The 18,008-nt window shown below is 70.9% G+C and carries 15 protein-coding genes; 5 read left to right on the top strand and 10 right to left on the bottom strand.

Annotation, left to right across the window (positions count from 1 at the left end; translation table 11 throughout):
* Positions 1-75: 75 nt before the first annotated feature.
* Positions 76-282 carry a hypothetical protein gene (locus tag ACFQ6S_RS04220; protein ID WP_383404316.1) on the top strand — a complete coding sequence of 69 codons (207 nt, stop codon included), beginning with the start codon at positions 76-78 and terminating at the stop codon, positions 280-282.
* Between the two features lie 69 nt (positions 283-351).
* Here the strand turns inward: ACFQ6S_RS04220 and ACFQ6S_RS04215 are convergent, their stop codons facing one another.
* A complete protein-coding gene (locus ACFQ6S_RS04215) occupies positions 352-1,491 on the bottom strand; it encodes a sulfite oxidase (RefSeq protein WP_383403173.1) in 1,140 nt (379 codons plus the stop codon).
* A 186-nt stretch (positions 1,492-1,677) separates the two neighbouring features.
* Here ACFQ6S_RS04215 and sthA point away from each other — a divergent pair, with 186 nt between their 5' ends.
* Positions 1,678-3,081 carry a Si-specific NAD(P)(+) transhydrogenase gene (gene sthA / locus ACFQ6S_RS04210; protein WP_383403170.1) on the top strand — a complete coding sequence of 468 codons (1,404 nt, stop codon included), beginning with the start codon at positions 1,678-1,680 and terminating at the stop codon, positions 3,079-3,081.
* Positions 3,082-3,102: 21 nt separating this feature from the next.
* On the opposite strand, the gene ACFQ6S_RS04205 is transcribed toward sthA, so the two are convergent.
* On the bottom strand, positions 3,103-3,606 hold the full coding sequence (locus tag ACFQ6S_RS04205) for a DUF5709 domain-containing protein (protein WP_383403167.1): 504 nt from the start codon (positions 3,604-3,606) through the stop codon (positions 3,103-3,105).
* A gap of 310 nt (positions 3,607-3,916) precedes the next feature.
* On the opposite strand from ACFQ6S_RS04205, the gene ACFQ6S_RS04200 reads away from it, so the two are divergent.
* Complete coding sequence (locus ACFQ6S_RS04200) at positions 3,917-5,386, top strand: APC family permease (protein ID WP_383403164.1); 1,470 nt, start codon at positions 3,917-3,919, stop codon at positions 5,384-5,386.
* Between the two features lie 11 nt (positions 5,387-5,397).
* On the top strand, positions 5,398-6,369 hold the full coding sequence (locus ACFQ6S_RS04195; protein WP_383403161.1) for a hypothetical protein: 972 nt from the start codon (positions 5,398-5,400) through the stop codon (positions 6,367-6,369).
* Positions 6,370-6,398: 29 nt separating this feature from the next.
* Here the strand turns inward: ACFQ6S_RS04195 and ACFQ6S_RS04190 are convergent, their stop codons facing one another.
* From ACFQ6S_RS04190 to ACFQ6S_RS04180, 3 genes are all read right to left on the bottom strand, one after another.
* Complete coding sequence (locus ACFQ6S_RS04190) at positions 6,399-7,535, bottom strand: HoxN/HupN/NixA family nickel/cobalt transporter (protein ID WP_383403159.1); 1,137 nt, start codon at positions 7,533-7,535, stop codon at positions 6,399-6,401.
* A 183-nt stretch (positions 7,536-7,718) separates the two neighbouring features.
* On the bottom strand, positions 7,719-8,663 hold the full coding sequence (locus tag ACFQ6S_RS04185) for a YbhN family protein (protein WP_383403156.1): 945 nt from the start codon (positions 8,661-8,663) through the stop codon (positions 7,719-7,721).
* Complete coding sequence (locus ACFQ6S_RS04180) at positions 8,660-10,156, bottom strand: hypothetical protein (protein ID WP_383403153.1); 1,497 nt, start codon at positions 10,154-10,156, stop codon at positions 8,660-8,662. Before ACFQ6S_RS04180 ends, ACFQ6S_RS04185 begins: the two co-directional genes overlap by 4 nt.
* A 229-nt stretch (positions 10,157-10,385) precedes the next feature.
* On the opposite strand from ACFQ6S_RS04180, the gene ACFQ6S_RS04175 reads away from it, so the two are divergent.
* A complete protein-coding gene (locus ACFQ6S_RS04175) occupies positions 10,386-11,066 on the top strand; it encodes a nucleoside/nucleotide kinase family protein (RefSeq protein ID WP_383403150.1) in 681 nt (226 codons plus the stop codon).
* Positions 11,067-11,075: 9 nt separating this feature from the next.
* Here ACFQ6S_RS04175 and ACFQ6S_RS04170 read toward each other — a convergent pair whose 3' ends face one another.
* From ACFQ6S_RS04170 to ACFQ6S_RS04150, 5 genes are all read right to left on the bottom strand, one after another.
* Positions 11,076-12,908, bottom strand: coding sequence for a hypothetical protein (locus ACFQ6S_RS04170; RefSeq protein WP_383403147.1), 1,833 nt, complete (start codon positions 12,906-12,908; stop codon positions 11,076-11,078).
* Between the two features lie 5 nt (positions 12,909-12,913).
* Positions 12,914-13,801: a carbohydrate ABC transporter permease gene (locus ACFQ6S_RS04165; RefSeq protein ID WP_383403144.1), complete on the bottom strand. Its 888-nt coding sequence runs from the start codon at positions 13,799-13,801 to the stop codon at positions 12,914-12,916.
* 24 nt (positions 13,802-13,825) lie between these two features.
* A complete protein-coding gene (locus ACFQ6S_RS04160; protein ID WP_383403141.1) occupies positions 13,826-14,806 on the bottom strand; it encodes a carbohydrate ABC transporter permease in 981 nt (326 codons plus the stop codon).
* 165 nt (positions 14,807-14,971) lie between these two features.
* Positions 14,972-16,303 carry an ABC transporter substrate-binding protein gene (locus ACFQ6S_RS04155; RefSeq protein WP_383403139.1) on the bottom strand — a complete coding sequence of 444 codons (1,332 nt, stop codon included), beginning with the start codon at positions 16,301-16,303 and terminating at the stop codon, positions 14,972-14,974.
* A gap of 269 nt (positions 16,304-16,572) precedes the next feature.
* Positions 16,573-17,694, bottom strand: a complete 1,122-nt coding sequence (locus ACFQ6S_RS04150; RefSeq protein ID WP_383403136.1) for an ROK family protein — start codon at positions 17,692-17,694, stop codon at positions 16,573-16,575.
* Positions 17,695-18,008 lie beyond the last annotated feature (314 nt).

Below are 18,008 nucleotides of genomic sequence, written 5' to 3'. Positions count from 1 at the left end.
GCGTTGAATGGTGTTAACAGACCCGATGACCGCACCGGGCCCGAAGTAGTCATCCGGATCCGAGGAGCACAGATGATGCCGACGTCCCAGCCCGAAGCGTCCGGGCCGTCCGGGGAGCGCACCACCCCGGACGACCTGCTCCACGCCCGCACCGGCACCGAGGTGTCCCCCGAGGACATCGTGCTTGCCTCAGGCAAGGACCTCACCCCACGCAATCTGGAATGGGCGAAGCGCAAGCTGGCGGCCGAGGGGCCGTCCGCTCTCGACAAGCTGCTGCCCTAGCCGTACCCGCCCTGCCCGCCCCGGGTCCGCACGGCCACCCGGGGCGGCCATGTGCGCCCGTCGGGCCGCTCACGCAGGCGCCCGGCCGCCGTCCTCGTCCGTGCACAGCACCGGGACCCGCTGGACGAGGTTGTTCGCGAAGCCTCCGCGGTTCCAGGGCTGGTCCAGTGGCTGGCTGTGTCCTCCGGCGTCGGTGGCCCGGGCGCTCAGCACGTGCTCACCCGGGGTCGCCGTCCACCTGTGCCGCCAGCGGCGCCACGCCCAGCGCTGTCCGTCGTCCGGGGTGGGTTCGGCGTCCTCCCAGGTGCGTCCCCCGTCCACGCTGACCTCGACGCGCGTCACCGGCGCGCGCCCGGACCAGGCACGCCCCTCCAGGTCCACCGGGCCGGGCCGGACCACACGGGCCCGGGACATGAAGTCCGGGAAGCCGGGTGGCACCAGCAGGGCGCGCGGTGCGATACGCGTGACCGGCTCGCCCTCGTCCTCGGCGTGCCGGCGCAGCCGGTAGGCCACGGCCTGCTGGAATCCCGTGAACGGCTCGTCCACGACGGTGATCTCGCGCAGCCATTTCACCTGCGCCATGCCGTACCAGCCGGGCACGACCAGCCGCAGCGGCCGGCCGTGCTGCGGGGGCAGTGGGGCGCCGTTCATCGCGTACGCCACCAGTACCTCGGGATCGTCGCCCAGGGCCACCGCCAGGGGCAGGGCGCGCTGGTAGTCCTGTTCGACGCCGCGCTCGACCCCATGGTCGGCGCCGGTGAAGACCACGTCGACCGCGCTCGGATCCACTCCGGCCTCGATGAGCAGCAGGCGCAGCGGTACGCCCGTCCAGTCTGCGGTCCCGACGGCCTCGACGAGCCACGGCTGGCTCACCGGCCGGGGGGTGAGCAGAGCGCGGCCGTTTCCCGCGCACTCCATCGTGACGCGGGTCGTGACCGGCGGGAACGTCCGCAGGGCGGCCAGGTCCAGGCGCAGGGGGCGGTGGACGCGGCCGTCCAGGGCCAGGTGCCAGGGGGTGCCGTCGGGGACGTACGGGATGTCGTAGTGGGTCAGGACGTAGTGCAGGCCGGGCGGGGTGATGTCGTGGCGCAGGGCTTCGAGGGGCAGGCCGTGGTTGCGGGTCGCGAGCGCCAGTTCGTCCCGGCCGATGCCCTCCTCCGGGGCGGCCAGCCGGGCCGGCGTGCTCGCGTCGGCGAGTCGATGACCCATATAGGCATTATCGACCCATGGTGGCGATATCGCGCCGGGCCGCCGCGACCTCCCCGGTGCGGCGCGAGCACCGGGGGCGCGGCGATGCGGAGGCGCAACTTCCGTACCGCCCCCGGCACTTCGGTCGGGCAACCGTTCACGGTTCGCCCTTTCGAAAGAGGCCCTCCGGCTGTCAGACTCCGGAGGGTGCCCGACCTCGACATGCTCGTCATCGGATCCGGACCCGGCGGTCAGAAGGCCGCCATCGCGGCGGCCAAGCTCGGCCGCCGCGTCGCCGTCGTCGATCGCCCCGACATGGTCGGCGGCGTCTCCATCCACACCGGCACCATCCCCTCCAAGACCCTGCGCGAGGCGGTGCTGTACCTGACGGGTCTCACCCAGCGCGATCTGTACGGGCAGAGCTACCGGCTCAAGGAGGACATCACCGTCGCCGACCTGACCGCCCGCACCCAGCACGTGGTCGGCCGTGAGGTGGACGTCATCCGCAGCCAGCTGTCCCGCAACCATGTCGCCCTGTACGCCGGGACCGGTCGCTTCGTCGACCCGCACACCGTCGCTCTGCAGGAGGTCACCGGCCATGAACGGCTGCTGACCGCCGAGCACATCGTGATCGCCACCGGCACCCGGCCCGCGCGGCCCGGCAGCGTGGAGTTCGACGGGCGGACGATCCTGGACTCGGACAACGTCCTGGCGCTGGAGCGGGTGCCGCGTTCCATGGTCATCGTCGGTGCCGGAGTGATCGGCATGGAGTACGCGAGCATGTTCGCCGCGCTCGGCAGCAAGATCACCGTGGTGGAGAAGCGCGCCGGGATGCTCGACATGTGCGACGTCGAAGTGATCGAGTCGCTCAAGTACCACCTGCGGGATCTCGCCGTCACGTTCCGCTTCGGGGAGACCGTCGCCGCGGTCGAGCGGCATCCGCGCGGGACGCTGACCCTCCTGGAGAGCGGCAAGAAGATACCCGCCGACGCGGTGATGTACTCGGCGGGCCGGCAGGGGCTCACCGACGAGCTGGACCTGGACAAGGCGGGGCTGGCAGCGGACCCGCGCGGCCGGATCAAGGTCGACGAGCACTATCGCACCGAGGTGCCGCACATCTACGCCGTCGGTGACGTCATCGGCTTCCCGGCACTGGCCGCGACCTCGATGGAGCAAGGGCGGTCGGCGGCTTACCACGCCTGCGGAGAGCCCGTCGGTCAGATGCACAACCTCCAACCGATCGGCATCTACACCATCCCGGAGATCAGTTTCGTGGGCCGGACCGAGGACCAGCTAACCGAGGACCTGGTGCCCTTCGAGGTCGGCATCTCCCGCTACCGCGAGCTGGCCCGTGGGCAGATCATCGGCGACTCGCACGGCATGCTGAAGCTGCTGGTCTCCCCCGAGGACCGCACTCTGCTCGGGGTGCACTGCTTCGGTACGGGGGCGACCGAGCTCATCCACATCGGGCAGTCCGTGATGGGGTGCGGCGGTACGGTCGACTATCTGGTCGACGCGGTGTTCAACTATCCGACCCTCGCGGAGTCCTACAAGGTCGCCGCCCTGGACGCCACGAACAGACTCCGGCAGATCGACCACATCGGAGACTGACCACTCGGTGGCACGCCGGCCTCAGATCTCCTGGTCGCCGTCCGGCAGCCCCTCGTCGTCGACCACGTGCATCGCGGCCTCCTCGGCGCCGGCCGCTCCGCCGTCGATGCCCAGGTCGGCGGCGACCTCCTCCTTCGTGGTGTCAGGGTGGGCTCCCTCGTCCGGGGCGACAAGACGGCCCGCGCGGTCGGTGCCGGCCTCGGGGTCGACGGGTTCACCGTCGCCGCCGGGCAGGTCGCCCACGTCGTCGCCGACCGGCACGGTCGCTTCGGGAACCTCCTCGGCCAGCCGTTGGTCGAGGGTCTCGCCGTCGTGCTGTTCGGCTGCCGTGGTGCCGTGCCTGGTCACCCCGAGCGGCTTCTCCGGCGGGGAGTAGCCCTCGTCGAGGATGTCGTCGTAGGTCCGCTCGTCCACGGCGTCCTGAAGGTCGAGCGGCGCGGCGTCCTCCTGCTCCTCGTTGCTTCCGGTGGGCTGGTACGCGTCGTCCGCCATCGGCTCGGAGGGCGTACGTTCGGTGGGGCCCATGGCCGCCTCCCTCACTCGCGGGCATCGCCTGGTTCGGCTGGTGCATGTCCTGAACCGCGTATCCCGTGGCGCGGTCGCCAACCCCGGAAGATCCGTTGGCTCTTGAACCCTCAAAGAGTGTGGCTATCATCACTCGCACACACGGCGTGACTGCACGACGACGCAACGGCGTACAGTGTCCGCCACCTCTCTTTCGCCGCCCCTGACCCGAGGTCACCCCTCTCCGGTTCGTGGCGTTGTTCCACCCACCCCCCTCTACGGCGTCGGGGCCGGTTCGCCCTGAAGTCGTGCAAGACGGAAAGCGGCGCGCATGAGCAACAACAGGGGCAGAGGGCTGCAAGCCAATGCCCTCGGAACGTTCGACACGGTGGTGATGGCGGTCGCGGGCAGCGCCCCGGCCTACTCGATCGCCGCGACCACGGCGGTCCTCGTCGGTGCGGTGGGCCTGGCCAGCCCGGCCGCGCTGCTGTACTGCGCGATACCGATGCTGGGCATCGCGCTGGCCTACAGCCGCCTCAGCCGGATCGACGTGAACGCGGGCGCCAGTTACTCCTGGGTCGGCCGGACGCTCCATCCCTTCCTGGGCTTCGTCAGCGGCTGGGCCCTGGTGATCTCGGCGACGATCTTCATGGTGGCGGGTTCGCTGCCCGCCGGCTCGATGACGCTCGCCCTGTTCGACGGGGAACTCGCGGATAACACCGCGCTGTCCACGCTGGTCGGCGCCTGCTGGTTCCTGTTCATGCTGCTGGTGGTGCTGGGCGGGGCCCGGCTCACGGTCCGGGCGCAGCTCGTGATGTCCGGTGTCGAACTGGTCATACTGGCCCTGTTCGCCGTGCTCGCCCTCTTCCACTCGGGAAGTGCCCGCGCCTTCGACTGGTCATGGCTCGGCTTCGACCACTTCGACGGCGCGACCGGATTCGCCTCGGGCGCGCTGATCGCCGCCTTCTACTACTGGGGCTGGGACGTCACCAGCAACCTCAGCGAGGAGACCCGCAACAGCCGCCGTACGACAGGGCTCGCGGGGCTCATCGGGGTGGGTGTGGTCTTCCTGCTGTTCGAGGTGTTCACGATCGCGGTGAACGTCATCCTCTCCTCCCGCCAGATCCAGGAGAACGACGCCAATGTGCTGGCGGTGCTCGGCGAGGAGGTGTGGCCGGGCTGGGGCGGCAAGTTGCTGATCGTGGCGGTGATGCTGTCCACCATCGCCACGCTGGAGACCACGCTCATCCAGGTCACGCGCTCGCTGTTCGCGATGGGCCGGGACCGTACGATGCCGGCCGCGCTGGGCCGGGTGCACCGCCGGTGGAACACGCCGTGGGTGGCGATCGCGGTGGTCGGCGCGGTGGCGCTGGCGATGTTCATCGCCTCCAACTCCCTGGGCTCGGTGGGCGACATCCTTTCCGACGCCATCTCGGCGATCGGACTGCAGATCGCCGTCTACTACGGGCTGACGGGGCTCGCGGCGGTCGTCGCCTACCGCAAGATGCTGCTGACGTCGGTGGGCGACTTCGTGTTCGGCGGGCTGTGGCCGCTGTTCGGGGCGCTGTTCATGTTCTGGATCTTCGTCGAGTCGCTCGGCGAGCTGAGCCGCTCGGCGATCGTGATCGGCATCGGCGGTCTCGCGGCGGGGCTGATCCCGATGCTCTGGTACTGGCGGCAGGGCAGCGACTACTACCGGCCGTCCAAGCTGGACGCCACACAGACCGTCGAGGCGGACTACGTCCCGGCCGACGGCGGCACCAACCCCCTCGTCCACGAGGGTCTTCCGACCGACTTCTGAGGGAGACCCCGATGGCGCGAGGCAACTCCAAGCGCGACTTCGATCCCGACTTCGACCCGGACTGCGGGGACTCGGCCCTCACCCACGCCCGCCAGGACATCGTGATCGGCCGCTGGCAGGGGCTGCGGGAGCTGCTGCGGGTCACCGGGCCCGACTGGCTGTCCCGGGGCCACCGGGTGCGGTCGCTCGCCCAGGCGTGTGCGAGCAGTTCGACGGTGGAGTCCTGGCTGGCGGCCGAGCCGCACAGCGGTGACGCGCTGGTGCTGCGGGCGGCGACGGAGACGGCCCGGGCGTTCAACGTGGCGATCGCCGCGGGCCGGGGCATGCCGATCGACCAGCAGCGGATCGACACCGCGGTGCTCTCCTGCCTCAGGGCCGCCGACTCCTATCCGGACGATCCGACACCCTGGATCTCCCTCATCTCCGTCGCCCGGCTGTATCCGCAGGGCGTACGGCGGCAGGAACTCGGGCGCTGGTGGGACGAGTTGCACGGGCGGGACCCCTACAGCGTGGAGGGGCACCTCCAGGTGCTGCACTACTACTCCTCGCGCTGGCACGGCACCCACGGCCTGATGTACGACTTCGCCCGCGACGCGGCCGGAGTCGCACCGCCCGGCTGCCCGCTGCCGGTGCTCGTGCAGTACGCCCGGGTCGAGGAGTTCCGCTACGCCCTCGACGCCGCCAAGGGCCGGCACAGTTCGATGGGGATCGGACAGCACTGGAGCAACGACGGCGCCGTCAGCGACGTACGCCGCACCTGGGAGCGCTGGATCATGGGCCGCGCCGACCAGAACGTGGCCCCCGGCGAACTGCGCGACTTCAACTACCTGGCCCACGCGGCCTGTCACGCGGGAGCGCACGACATCGCCGCGGCCCTGTTCCGCATTCTGGGCCGCCGTGCCACCCGGGCGCCATGGGCGTACATCGGCGATCCCGACAAGCAGCTCGTGCGGTGGCGCAAGGAGGTGGGGGTGCGGGCCTGACCGGGCCGCCGGTCGCGGGCCGCGCGGTCTCAGGGCTCCTCGGCGCGCGGGCCCGTCGTCCACTTCTCCTCGATCCGTCCGACCCTCCACACCACCAGGGCGACGGCCCAGGTCACGGCGAACAGGCCCACGACGGCGAACCCGGCGGTATTGAGGTCGAGGCCGGTGGTCCAGGTCCAGAAGGGGCCGTGCAGGGACAGGCGGTCGGCGAGCAGGGTGAGGAGTTCGATGGTGCCGATGAGGAGGGCGACCGCGACGGACAGGCCGGTGATCGTGAGGTTGTAGTAGACCTTGCGGACCGGCTGGGAGAAGGCCCAGCCGTAGGCGAAGTTCATGAACGTGCCGTCGATCGTATCCAGTAGGGACATGCCCGCCGCGAACAGGACGGGCAGGCACAGGATCGCGTACCAGGTCAGACCGGCGGCGGCGCCGGAGCCGGCCAGGACGAGCAGGGCGACCTCGGTCGCGGTGTCGAAGCCGAGGCCGAAGAGAAGGCCGAGCGGGTACATGTGCCAGGGCTTGGTGATCGACCTCGTGGCGCGGCCGAGGATGCGGTTCATGAAGCCGCGGTTGTTCAGCTGTTCTTCGAGGGCCGCCTCGTCGTAGTGGCCCGAGCGCATCCGGCGGAACACCTTCCAGATGCCGGCCAGGGCGACCAGATTGATCGCCGCGATGAGATAGAGGAACGCGCCGGAGACCGTCGTACCGATCAGGCCGGTGACGGCGTGGAGGCGGGAGCCGTCGTCGCGGACCGGTCCGGCCAGGTTCCGCACGCCGAGGGAGAGCAGCACGGCCAGGGCGAGGACCACGCTGGAGTGGCCGAGGGAGAACCAGAAGCCGACCGACAGGGGCCGTTGTCCCTCCCCCATCAGCTTGCGGGTGGTGTTGTCGATCGCCGCGATGTGGTCGGCGTCGAATGCGTGCCGCATCCCGAGCGTGTACGCGGTGACGCCGATGCCGATCCCGAAGGACCGCTGACCGACGTCGTAGTGCTGGGGCGCGACGACCGCGACGAGGGTGAACCAGCCGATGATGTGCAGGGCCAGCACGAACGCGGCCATGCCGCCGACCCTGCTCCACTCCTGCCGCGTCATCGAAGAACGGACGCGGTGCCACGCGGGTGTCGTGGCCGGGAGGGTCGGAGTGGAGCCAGGGGCAGCCGTCATCGCGGTGGGAGCGTCTTTCCTGCGGAGGGCGGCTGCGTTGTACAGCCTGCGGCCATCCTCCGGTACTTGCAAACCATGTGCAGTAAAAGCCGGGGCAGTTGTTCGCCATGGAAACCACAGCTCTTCGCCATGGGGAGGGAAAGCACGGCGAGCGCCGCCTCGTGGAGACGCCCTCGACCTTCTTCACAGGGCCCTGCGGCGGACGAGCACCGCGAGCACCACCAGCCCGGGGATCAGCGGCAGCCACACGGTCAGCAGCCGGTAGCCGAGCACCGCGGAGGCGGCCGCCGTCGCCGGGGCACCGACGGCGGTCAGCGCGAGGGCGAGCACGGCGTCGAGGGAGCCGAGGCCGCCGGGCGTCGGCAGCAGCGCGGCCGCGCTGCTCGCGGCGACGTAGAGCAGCGCCACCCGGGCCGGCGGGAGGGGCAGGGCGACCGCCCGGGTGACGGCGATCAGGACGGCGCAGTGCAGGACGACGAAGGCCAGCGAGCCACCCCACAGCGCCACCGCACGCGCCGGCCGCGCGTGGACGGCACAGATGTACGCCCAGACCGTCGCCGGCGCCCGCCGGCACCGGGGCCACAGCGGGCCGACCAGCAGGAGGACCGCGACGGTGACCGCCGTGAACACCGCGACCAGGATTCCCCCGCTGAAGTGCGGGAGGTGCAGCACGCCGGGGAAGGCCGCGAAGAGTACGGCGACCATGGCGCCGCGCGCGATCCCGCCGGCGGTGCCCTTGACCGCGATCGCGGTGACCGCGTCGCCCAGCGACAGGCCGCAGCGTATGAGGAAGCGCAGGTTCACCGCGCCCGCGCCGAGACCGGCGGGCAGCACCTGATTGGCGGCCGAGGCGGCGAACTGCCCCGCCACCAGACGTCCGGGCGGTAACCGGCGGGGCACCGCGCCCTGTTGGGCGAGCGCCGCGCACGGCCAGGTCACCAGCGCGGCCGCGGCGGCCACCAGCAGCCAGCCCTGGTCGGCGAGGGCGAGCCGGACGGCGCCGGTCTCCAGCACCGGCCAGTGGCGTCGGGCCAGCAGGAACACGGCGACCAGGACGGCGAGTGCGAGGGCGGTGTGCCAGTAGGCGCGTCTGCGCCAGGGCTTGGCGAGGACCTGCTCAGGCGTCATGCCGTGTCGTCCGCACCCGGCGCCGGGGCGATGCGGACCACCAGACCGGCGAGGCGGTGGAGCTCCCAGTCACTGGCGTACCGCGGCGGTTCGCGGCCGGGTACGGAGAGCGCGCCGACCGGGACGCCGCGGGCGGTCCGCAGGATGCCGGCCCGGCTGATGTTGGCGTTGTGGCCGCCGATCGCGCCGGAGCCGCAGCCGGTGTAGTGGGCGACGGGGATGGCATGGTGCCCGGTGAGCAGACAGGGCGGGCGCACGCCCAGGCGGTGCAGTTCGGCTGCGGAGCGGGCCCAGTCTCCGCGGGCGGAGTCGGTGCGGTCCACGATGCGGTCCAGGACGACGTACTGCACGGCCAGATGCCCGGCGAGGCCGAACGCGACCACGGCCGCGGCCGCCGGGCGCAGCCGGCCGTTCGGTGCGGTGACCAGATGGCGCAGCGCGTCGGCGACCGGGAGGGCGAGGAGGAGGTAGGCGGGCAGGAGGAAGCGGGGTGCCGCGTATCCGATCAGGAACAGGTACGGGAAGGCTGCCGTCGTGGCGCAGGCCAGCGGGAGCAGGGTGCGGGTGGTGCGTCCGAACCGGACCGCGACCGCGAGACCGCAGGCGGCGAGCAGGGGGAGCACGAACCACCAGGCGTAGTAGGCCGGATGAGGGGTCGCCAAGTCGCACGGCCGGCACAGGGCGCTTCCGACGAGGGCGCGCAGCTGGTCGTCGACAGCGAGGTTCCAGCCGAGGTCGCCCTGGATGCGGGAGGCCTCGTTCAGCCGCTCGCGCAGGCCGCCGAAGCTGACGTACGCCTCGATCACCCACGGGATTCCACCTGCCGCCAGGCCCAGGGCGAGGGCTCCCGCGAGCCGCCGGTGCCGCGCCTGCACGACGAGGGCGAGCAGCGGCAGTGTGACCCAGACGGCGTCGGTGGGCCGCATCCAGGCCATCAGCGCGGCGCCGGCCAGGACGCCCCACAGAGGGCGCTTGTCGAGGCGGTCGGCGCGGGCGCGCAGGAAGCAGCCGACGCAGAGCAGGGCGCCGTACGCGACCCAGAGGTTGGGCATGGCCTGCGGGCCGTAGAAGAGGGTCACCCACAGGGTGGCGAACAGGGCGCCCGCGCCGGCCAGGACGCGGGCCGCGAACAGTCCGCGCCAGGCGCGCAGGGCCAGGTACAGGCCGAGTCCGGACAGCACGGCGAGATGGAACCGCAGCAGTGTCGTGGACGACGACCAGGAGGCGACGGGCCACACGAGGAGCGAGACGCCCCGCGCGCGGGGTGCGCTGAAGAACGCGGCCGGTGCGTCGGCGGCGACCTGGCTGACGTACACCACCTCGTCCCAGCCGAGGCCCATCGAGGGCCCCACGAGGAGGAGTTGGGCGAGGGCGAAGGCACCGGCGACCGCCGCGAGCGGGCCGTCGCCGCGTGCCCGCCGTGACCTGCCGAACACGAGCGCCTCGTCGAGCCGCCCCGCACCGACGAGCATGGGCCGCGTGCCCTGGGCCATCGTCCACCCCTCACCCCTACGAACCGTAGGGCTACTGAGCCCCACGGCCTGGCGAGTTGGACAGCGGGGAACGGAAAATCAGCGAAAACACGGACAAAGTAACCCGAAGGGAGTGGGTGTGCAGAGCATGTTCGGCCAGCCGGATGACACCGGTTCATGGCCGCCGGTCGATCAGGAACCGGGGTGGACGGCCCGAGGTCGCCACAGGCCGGCTGCCACACTCTGCAATGTGACCCTGACCTTCGAGGACCTCCTCGCCCGCGCCCGGTCCCTCCCCCGTGACGGCCGTCGGGCCGTGCTCGGCATCGCCGGCAGTCCCGGGTCCGGCAAGACGACGCTCGCCGAACGCCTGGTGCGGGAGCTGAACGGTGCCGGGGAGCCGTGGGTCGCCCATGTGCCGATGGACGGCTTCCATCTCGCCGACGCCGAGCTGGAACGGCTCGGCCGACGGGACCGCAAGGGCGCGCCCGACACCTTCGACGCGGCGGGGTACGCGGCGCTGCTGCGGCGCCTGCACGAGGACGCCGACGACGGCACCGTCTACGCGCCCGGCTTCGAGCGGGTTCTGGAGCAGCCGATCGCGGGGGCCGTCCCGGTGCAGCCGACGGCCCGGCTGGTGGTGACCGAGGGGAACTACCTGCTGCTGGACACGGGCGCCTGGGCCCGGGTCCGGCCGCAGCTGGACGAGGTGTGGTTCTGCGAGCCGGACGAGCCGGAGCGGCTGCGGCGCCTGATCGCCCGGCACGAGGAGTTCGGCAAGTCGCACGACGAGGCGGTGGCCTGGGTGCGGCGCTCGGACCAGCCCAACGCGGAACTGGTCGCCATGACCCGCGACCGCGCCGACCTGCTGGTGCCGGTCACGGCACTGCCCGCCCCGCACGAGCCGCCCTCGGCGCGTGCGGGGGCGTGAACTTCCCGCCTACACAGCCCGCAGGGACAGCTCGGGCTCTCCCTGCGCGTCGCCCGCCGGCTCGCCGATCACGGCGGTGAAGGCCTCCGTACGGACCGTCAGGCCCGAGCCGTCGGAAGCGAAGGCGGGCGCGTAGGGACCCGTCGCCCCGTAACGTACGGCGAAGACGTGCAGGTCCTCCGGTCCGCCGAGGGCCGGTTCGGCCTCCAGAGCCGAGGAACCGACGAGGTGGCTCCAGCCCAGGTCAGGGTTGCCGTAGCCGCGAGGGTCGGCCGCCAGCGCGAAGGCCGCCTCCTCCTGGGTCCGGTCCGCGCGGGCGTCGAAGTGGTCCTCGCCCTCCGGCTCCGGGTGGGTGAGGCGGAGAACGCCGGCGGACGTGACCTGACCTTCCGCGTTCCTGCGCACGCGATCGCCGTCGTCGGCGGCGTACGGCAGACCGGCGAGCAGATACGGCGTTCCCGGGAGCCGCTGCACCGCGACCGTCGTCCACAGGCTCGTGCCGTCGGTGACGTACAGGGACCGCACATGGCGCAGGACGTGGTCGCGGCCGACGACCGGCTTGGTGACCAGCTTGGCCGTGAGGCCGTCCGCGCGGACGTCCCGGACACGGACCTCGCCCATCGGGCGGCAGTGCAGGAAACCGTCCGTCACCGGGCCGAAGCCGTGCTGCCGGTTCACCGCCGCGGGGAGGTAGTAGATGCCGGACGCCTCGACCAGCGACGGGGTCATCCGGTCGTCGAAGGCCACCGAGACGCTGCCCGCCCGGAGCTGGTGGCGGGCCGGGGTCGTGGACGGCGTGCGGTGCCAGCGCGTGGTGTCCTGGGTCTGCCAGACCAGCATCCAGGCGAAGTGGCCGTCGACTGAGCCGTCCGCCTTGACGGCGTGCCGGCCCCAGCGGGTGTCGCCCCGGTAGCGGCCGAGGTCGGAGCCGATCCGGGCACTGAAGTAGCGCAGGCCGAGGACCGACTCGAAGCCGCTGTGCTGCTCGCTGTAGCGCGGGCCGCCGTTGTCGAAGCCGCCCGTGGGCAGGCGGGCGTCGATGTAGCGGGCGAGCGCGTCGCCGTCCTCGGCGAAGATCTCCTCGCCGCTGATCCGGTGGGCCTGGGCGAGGAAGGACAGGGAGATCGGGCCGTAGTTGTTGTCGTACGCCCCACCGTGCTCGGGCGGCAGCAGGGCGCCCCGGTCACGCACGCGGTGGGCGCGGATCTCCTCCTCGTACACGCGCAGGGCACGCTCCCGCACCGCGTCGCCGTCCGCGGCGGGCAGATGCCGGGCCAGCATCAGTCCGCCGACCACACAGCCGATCGCCTGGTTGCCGGCCTCCTGCGGATTGAAGAAGGTCGCCTCGGTCAGCCAACGCCAGTATCCGTGCGCCACCGCGACGAGTTCGGCGCGCTGCTCGTCCTCGACGAGCCCCTCCGCGAGATCCAGCACGTCGACCGCCTGGAGCAGCGCCCACACCGTGCTGGGCCAGTCCCCGATGGGGTGCGCGCCTGCCGCGAGGGTGTACCGGGCGTACGGAAGGCCGGACCCGCGCACCTTCAGATTCGGGTAGCCGGGGTTGTCCTCGGTGTACACGCGCTCCCGCAGGTGGAAGGCGAGGCTGTGGCGTACCGCCTCCGGGAGGCGCGGGTCCTTGCCGCGTCGCCAGGCGAGGGCGAGGAGCGAGGTGACGCCGAGTGAGGTGTCGCCGATGTCGTCGACGCAGTCCGGGTGTTCGAGGTTGCCCTCGGGCGTGAGCCGGGCCAGGGCCTGTTCGGCGACACCGGCGAGGACGGCGTCGTAGGCCTCCGGGGTGTCGGGGAGGTCGTGCAGGGCGCCGAGCTGGCGAGGGAGATGCACGGGGGTCAGCCCTTCATACCGGAGGTCGCCATGCCTTCGACCAGCCTCTTCTGGAAGACGAGGAAGCAGATGAGCGTGGGCAGGAGGGCGAGTGTCGACATGGCGAACATGGCGCCGTAGGAGGAGCCGCTGGTCTGGTCGAGGAACAGGGTGAGGCCGAGGGGGACGGTGAACTTGTCGTTCTGCTGGAGGTAGACGAGCTGGTGGAGGAAGTCGTCATAGGTCCAGATGAAGGTGAAGATCGTGGTGGTGATCAGCGCCGGCTTCATCAGGGGCAGGATGATCTTCCAGTAGATCTTCCACGGGTTGGCGCCGTCCACCATGGCGGCCTGGTCCAGCTCGCGCGGGATGGAGCGGATGAACTGGACCATCAGGAAGATGAAGAAGGCGTCCACCGCGAGGAACTTCGGCACGATCAGCGGCAGGAACGTGTTGATCCAGGTCAGGTTGTAGAAGATCGTGTACTGCGGGATCAGCACGGCCTGCGTCGGCAGCATCAGCGTGCCGAGCATCAGGCCGAACCAGATCTTCTTGCCGCGGAACTCGAAGCGCGCGAAGGCGTAGGCGGCCAGCGAGCAGGAGATGACGTTTCCGATCACCGCGCCGATCGTCACGATCAGCGAGTTGGTGATGTAGAGGGAGAAGGAGTTGCCGGAGCCGCTCCAGCCCTCGGAGTAGTTCTCGGGACGCACCTGGTTCGGGATGAGACCGGGCTGGGTGAAGATCTCGGTGTCGGGCTTGAGGGAGCTGCTCAGCATCCACATCAGCGGATAGAGCATGACGACGGCGACGCCGATGAGCAGCGTGTGCGCGAAGATGCGGCGCGGGCCGGTCAGCGAGCGGAGCTTGTGCAGCGGTGACTTCGACGGCTGGGCCGAGGTGATGGCGGACATGGTGTAGGACTCCTCGCTCGGTCGTCAGTCGTCGTAATGGACCCAGAAGCGGCTGGCGATGAAGTTGACCGCCGTGAACAGTGCGATGACCAGGAACAGCACCCAGGCCAGCGCGGAGGCGTACCCCATCTGAAGGTCGGTGAAGCCCTTCTTGTACAGGTACAGGGAGTACAGCATGGTCGAGTTGAGCGGCCCGCCGGAGCCGTTGCTGATCACGAACGCCGGGGTGAAGGTCTTGAAGGCGTCGATGATCTGCAGCACCACGTTGAAGAAGACGATCGGCGTGAGCAGCGGCAGTGTGATCTTGAAGAACCGGGTGACGGGGCCGGCGCCGTCGATCGAGGCCGCCTCGTACACGTCCCTCGGCAGCTGCTTCAGACCGGCGAGGAAGATGACCATCGGGGTGCCGAACTGCCAGACGGCCAGCAGGACGAGCGTGTAGAGCGCGGTGTCGGGGCTGGAGATCCAGTCCTGGCCGGTGTTGAGCCCGAACCAGCCCAGGAAGTCGTTGAACAGGCCCTCGCCGCCGAAGACCTGCCGCCACACGATGGCGATGGCCACGGCCCCGCCGAGCAGGGACGGCAGGTAGAAGGCCGCCCGGTACAGTCCGATGCCCCTCAGATCCCGGTTGAGCAGCATCGCCACGGCGAGGGCCAGGGCGAGCTTCAGAGGCACGGACACCAGGACGTACACGAGGGTGGCGTGCACCGAGTCCCAGAAGACCGGGTCGTCGGTGAACATCCGGTCGTAGTTGTCCATGCCGACCCACTGCGCGGGCGTCAGCAGGTCGAAGTTGGTGAAGGACAGATACAGCGAGTCGAGCATCGGATAGATCGTCAGCCCGAACAGCCCGACGAACCAGGGGGCCAGGAAGAGGTACGGCCACCAGCCCCCGCCCCGCCGTCTGGCGAGGCGGCGGCGCATACGGTCACGCTCCCGCTGGTCGGACACGGTCACGGAACCCGACGGCTCCTTCACGACCGCGTCGGTCTGCGCGGTGGTCATACTCATCTCTCCCTGACCCTCTCCCGGTACTGCCTAGGTGCCCTGCGCTGCAACGCCCTGAAGGGGCGGGGCCCCATTTGATTTGCGGCTACCGCCGCGTGGGCGCGACCAGCCACAACGCGCCCGCAGACGCAACACGACACATCGCGGCACTCCCCTTGGGCGCTACCCCCCGAGAATCCCGGCGGCCTGATCGAAGAACTCCCCCAACTGCGCCTTGATCGACTTCTTGCCGAAGGCAACCGCGAGGTTCGACTCGAACAACAGGTCCCAGATCTGGTCGGCGCCCTGCGGCGGCGGCACCGGCGCGGGCAGCGCGTTGGACGCCTTGGAGACCCGCTGGGAGATGTAGTCGGCGTTCTCCATGTTCAGCTTGTCCGTCTCGGTCAGGCCCGAGGCGATCAGGTTGCGGGCCTTCTCCGTCGGCGGGATGCCGCGGAACAGCTGCATGTCCTTGATCGCGGTGTCGTCCTGGGCGAAGAAGTTCATGATCTTCACCGAGTCGGCGACCTTCTTGCTGGCCTTGGTGGCGCTCAGCAGCACACCGCCGTTGACGAAGTTGCCCTCGCGGGCGCCGGAGAAGTCGCCCTGCGGAGTCGGCAGGAAGTCCAGCTGGGCATCGGTGATGGAACCGCCCGCGCCGTAGACACCGGAGTCGAAGGTGAACAGGGCCTTGCCGATGACCACCGCGTTCTTGGTGAGGTCGTTGTGCGCGGCGGAGGTGATGGCGGGCGGCGGGGAGGCGTTGGTCTGGCGCATCTCCGCCCAGTACTCCCACCACTCCTGGAGGGTGTCGGAGGTGAAGCCGAGCTTCTTGCCGTCGTCGGAGAAGAACTGCTGGCCCTTCTCACGGGCGAAGATCTCGAAGCACTGGAGGGTGGAGCCACCGCCGTCGTCGACGCCGTAGGTCTTCCCGCCGCTCTTCTTGTACACGTCCTGAGCGATCTTCTTCAGGTCGGCCCAGGTCCACTCGCGGTCCGGCAGCTTCAGGCCGAGCTTCTCCAGGCCGCTGCGGTTGACGGTGAGCTGGTTGACGCCGATGCCGGAGGGCACACCGTAGAGCTTGCCGTCGACGGTGCCGGCGGCGAGGAGGGTCTTGGAGAAGCCGGTGAGGTCCAGGGTCTTGCCGACGTAGGAGTCCAGCGGGGCGAGGACGCCCTTGCGCGCGTACTGCGCCACCAGGGCGGTGTCCATCTGGAGCAGGTCGGGGGCGCTGCCGCCGGCGATGTTGGTGTTGAACTTGTCGAAGTAGCCGTCGTAGCCCTGGTAGGTCTCGCGGATCTTGATCTTCGAGTTCTGCTTCTGGAAGTAGGCCAGCGACTTCTTGTAGGCGTTGTGGCGGTCGTCGCTGCCCCACCAGGTCATGGTCAGGTCGCTGCTGGTGCTGCCGGCGCCGGTGCCGCCGGCACAGGCGCTGAGCGAGCTGCCGAGCGCGCCGGCGACGGCCAGTCCGCTCGCGGTGCGGAAGAGGGTTCTGCGCGAGATCTGGTGACCCACCGGGTCCTCCCTGGATGTGCGTGACGGACCGCCCGGCCCATGCCGCGGCTCGGATCCTTTTGTGGATGACGCCTCCCGGCCCGCGACCTCGCCCGGTCGCACCGCCGTGTCGGACGAGGGTCCACGGCCGTCGTCCCGGCCGTGACCGTGCGAGCACGCCCTCACACGGCTCGCCGTACGCGTCGTACGGCGGAGTACCTCGTCCCGAGCCGGGTCCCGCCGGCTCAGAAAGCGCTTGTCCGGACATTGGCAGAAGCGGATGGAGTCCGTCAATGCTTCACCTGGACCGCACCGGTCACGGTTTGGATTCCATGCGCCACGGCCATGCGGGTGGCCCCCACCACGGTGCCGCTGTCGGCGAGCGCGCTGCTGACCACCTCGGTCGGCCAGCTCAGCCGGGCGAGTTCGGCCCGGACGCCGGGCACGAGCTGCGGGTTCGAGCCGACGGCGCCGCCGAGCACGATCAGCCCGGGATCCAGGACGGCGGCCACGGCGGCGGCCAGCCGCCCGACGTCGGCGGCGTGCCGGCCGACCAGGGTGCCCGCCGTGGCATGCCCTTCGCCGGCCAGCGCGAAGAGCCGCTCGGCGGTGTCGGGGCACGGCCCGTCGGCGTCCCGCCACACCTCGGCCGTACGGCGCAGCAGGGACCGTACGCCGATGTGCTCCTCCAGCGCCTCCTGGCGCGGTTCGCGGCCCTCGACCCAGGGATACGGCAGCCGCGCCACCTCACCGGCGGCGCCGTTGGCCCCGCGCAGCACCCGCCCTCCGACGACGATGCCGAGGCCGATGCCGACGCCGATCCGCAGGTAGCCGAACGTCTCACGGCCCAGCGCGGCGCCCTGGTGCAGTTCGGCAAGAGCGGCGCAGTTGACGTTGTTCTCCAGGTGGACGGGGACGCCCGGGGGCAGCGCGACGGCCATGGCGTCGAAGACGGGGCCGGCCTTGGCGGTCGCGGGCCGCATGCCGGTGCCGTCCCGGTCCCAGATGGTGACGTCGCCGACGGCCACGACGACGGCACGCAGCGGGGCGTTCGCGGGCAGCGCGGCCAGCGCCCCCCGCACGGTGTCGGCGGCCTCAGCGCGCGAGCCGGTGCCCTCGGCGAGCAGGCTGCCGTCCAGCGCGCAGCCGCGCACCCGGGTCTGTGCGGGGCCGAGGTCGACGGCGAGCACGGCGCCGGAGGCCGGCCCGAGCCGATAGACGGCGGCGGACCGGCCGGTGGCGCCGGAGGCGGTGCCGGAGTGGGCGGCGAGGCCGGCGGCCTCCAGCTCGGCCACGGCGGCGGAGACGGTCGGCTTGGACAGGCCCGCGGCGGCCGCCAACTGGGGGCGGGTGGCGGTGCCCACCGCGGCCAGCACCGCGAACACCGCACGCGCGCTCTCGCTCAGCTCCATGGTCTCCCCAGGTCGTGCTGCGGCGGACGGACCGCCGAAATGATCGTTCGGCAACGGGAATTCCGCGCCTCTTGACGCACCCTACTTCGTTAGTTAACTTCCTAACGAACTGATGCGGTACTCGCCTGCCGCTCCCATTCCGAAGCCCGTCCCGGGGCTTCCCGACGACGCCGGCCTCGCGCCCCGCAGGGGGCGCGGGGAACTGCGCGACCAGCCACAACGATCCCGCAGACAACCGACGGCTCATCGCGGCCCCCCAGCGGAGCGCCCCCGCACGGTTCGCCCGCCGTCGCTGCCCGAAGCGCAACGACGAA

Origin of the sequence: Streptomyces sp. NPDC056479 (assembly GCF_042795335.1) — a bacterium.
Lineage (GTDB): Bacteria > Actinomycetota > Actinomycetes > Streptomycetales > Streptomycetaceae > Streptomyces.
Note: the sequence above shows the minus strand (reverse complement) of the source record. Positions and strands in the feature narration are given on the sequence as shown.

Excerpts from the sequence above, each read along its gene's own strand:
- ACFQ6S_RS04150 (WP_383403136.1), bottom strand. The coding sequence starts at position 17,694 with ATGGAGCTGAGCGAGAGCGCGCGTGCGGTGTTCGCGGTGCTGGCCGCG.
- ACFQ6S_RS04195 (WP_383403161.1), top strand. The coding sequence starts at position 5,398 with ATGGCGCGAGGCAACTCCAAGCGCGACTTCGATCCCGACTTCGACCCG.
- ACFQ6S_RS04190 (WP_383403159.1), bottom strand. The coding sequence starts at position 7,535 with ATGACGGCTGCCCCTGGCTCCACTCCGACCCTCCCGGCCACGACACCC.
- ACFQ6S_RS04200 (WP_383403164.1), top strand. The coding sequence starts at position 3,917 with ATGAGCAACAACAGGGGCAGAGGGCTGCAAGCCAATGCCCTCGGAACG.
- ACFQ6S_RS04215 (WP_383403173.1), bottom strand. The coding sequence starts at position 1,491 with ATGGGTCATCGACTCGCCGACGCGAGCACGCCGGCCCGGCTGGCCGCC.
- ACFQ6S_RS04165 (WP_383403144.1), bottom strand. The coding sequence starts at position 13,801 with ATGTCCGCCATCACCTCGGCCCAGCCGTCGAAGTCACCGCTGCACAAG.
- ACFQ6S_RS04205 (WP_383403167.1), bottom strand. The coding sequence starts at position 3,606 with ATGGGCCCCACCGAACGTACGCCCTCCGAGCCGATGGCGGACGACGCG.
- ACFQ6S_RS04160 (WP_383403141.1), bottom strand. The coding sequence starts at position 14,806 with ATGACCACCGCGCAGACCGACGCGGTCGTGAAGGAGCCGTCGGGTTCC.
- ACFQ6S_RS04180 (WP_383403153.1), bottom strand. The coding sequence starts at position 10,156 with ATGGCCCAGGGCACGCGGCCCATGCTCGTCGGTGCGGGGCGGCTCGAC.
- ACFQ6S_RS04185 (WP_383403156.1), bottom strand. The coding sequence starts at position 8,663 with ATGACGCCTGAGCAGGTCCTCGCCAAGCCCTGGCGCAGACGCGCCTAC.
- ACFQ6S_RS04220 (WP_383404316.1), top strand. The coding sequence starts at position 76 with ATGCCGACGTCCCAGCCCGAAGCGTCCGGGCCGTCCGGGGAGCGCACC.